A 1,699-nucleotide genomic window follows, 5' to 3' on the forward strand; every position below is an offset into this window, starting at 1 on the left:
GTGGCTGTTGCGTTTTGTGTTGCGTGGTTGATGCACTCGGGTTTTGAGTGGGGTCGCGGCGTGTCATCTTCGGTTAGCCGGTGGTGGCGTGGTGCAGTCGGGTGATGTTCAGAGCTGCGGCGGCCAGGTGCAGTTCGGCGGTCACTGCATCGATGCCACGTCGGGCGAAGCGGCGCAAGCCGATTCGGTCTTTGATTCGTCCGATGGTGGGTTCCACCGTGGCGGAACGACGCTTGTATTTCTGGGCGTTGTCCGGGTCGCGCAATCGGTGGCGCATCGCCTCGGCCGGTGAGAGCCCCGCCGGTGGTGGGCCCGCGGTGCGCTGGTGGGCGGCGTCGTAATGCACGGTGCGGCCTTTGCCACCGGCGATGAGCCGGTCCGGTCCGGGAGCGGTGAGATTGTCTTCGGTGAAGTAGCCGTTGTCGGCCAGCACCACACCGATCGTTTTGCCCAGGGCATCAATTTGGCTGGTCGCGGCGGTCAAAGCTGGTGTCCAGCAGTGGGTGTCGTTGGCGTCCTGAGACACGTGCAACCCAACGATGAAGTGATCATCCGAGCACACGATCTGCGCGTTGTAGCCCTGCACTTTCCCGCCACCGGAACCTTCGACCATGATCCGGGTCTGCGGGTCGGTCAGATTGACCAGCCGCTGGCGCCCACCCAGCACGCGGTCACGTTCACGGGCTGAGGCGCCGCGGCGGTCGGCGGTCCCAGCGGCCTGCTGGGACTGTGCATCAGCGAGTTTGGTTTCCGCTTTTCTGAGGGCACGGCCGATCGCGCTGCGCCGGCGGGCCGCTTCGGTGCCCCGCACCCCGGCTACCTCGGCCAGACGCTGCTGCTCACGGGCCACCACCGCCCGATGCAGACGGACCTCATCGACACCGGCCGGTGGGCGCCCCGGCACCGTTTCCCCGGCCTCGATCCGCTGCAGATAGTGCTCCTGGGCCTGCTGATCAGCCCCGTCAGCAGCCTCGTGGGCGGCGTCCTGGCGGGCGATCTCTTCGATGGCCTTGCGGATCGCCGCTCGCCTTCGGGCGGCCGTGGCAAGCTCTGCCGGTGGCCGCGTCGGGCCACCGGCGGCGGCTTCGGCGGCGTCCTCGGCAGCATCGACCGCGGCCGCCTCGTCGGCGATCTGGCGGGCCTGCTCGCGGACCCACTCATGGGACCGGTTTGCCGACTTCGAGGCGTTCGCGGCGATCTTGGTGCCATCGATGGCAATCGAGCCGACCTGCACCATGCCCGCTTCCGAAGACAGCCGCAGCACCTGAGCGAACACGTCCACGAACACCTCGTCATGAGCGGCGCGGAACCGGGCGATCGTGCAGTGATCCGGGGTGTCCTGGGCGCACAGCACCCGGTAGGCCACGTGATCGGTGCACAGCTGCTCGATCCGCCGCGAGGACCGCACCCCGGTGGCATAGGCGTAGATCATCAATGCCAGCAGCATGTCCGGGTCATAACCCGCCCGCCCCACACCACCGGTGCGGCGCGAGGCGTGCAACTCGGAGGTGTCCAACTCAGCGACCGCATCAAGCACGAACCACACCAAATGATCACCAGGCAACCAATCCGCCATATTCGGCGGCAACAGAAACTCCTGATCACGCACCACCGGTCGATACCTCTTGGCCACCAACACATTCTGCCGAAACGCCAGGTCAAAACACCCAGACACGCTCAATCAAAACGCAACAACCAC

The 1,699-nt window shown here is 66.3% G+C and carries 1 protein-coding gene; it reads right to left on the reverse strand.

The genetic code is table 11. The features are described 5' to 3' along the window. Positions 1-73: 73 nt before the first annotated feature. The gene (locus tag AC3WTE_RS32565; RefSeq protein WP_492443753.1) at positions 74-1,633 is read right to left on the reverse strand and encodes a transposase; all 1,560 of its coding nucleotides are present in this window, start codon (positions 1,631-1,633) and stop codon (positions 74-76) included. Between the last annotated feature and the right edge of the window lie 66 nt (positions 1,634-1,699).

Source organism: Mycobacterium sp. FW102-FHT13B02 (assembly GCF_058790275.1).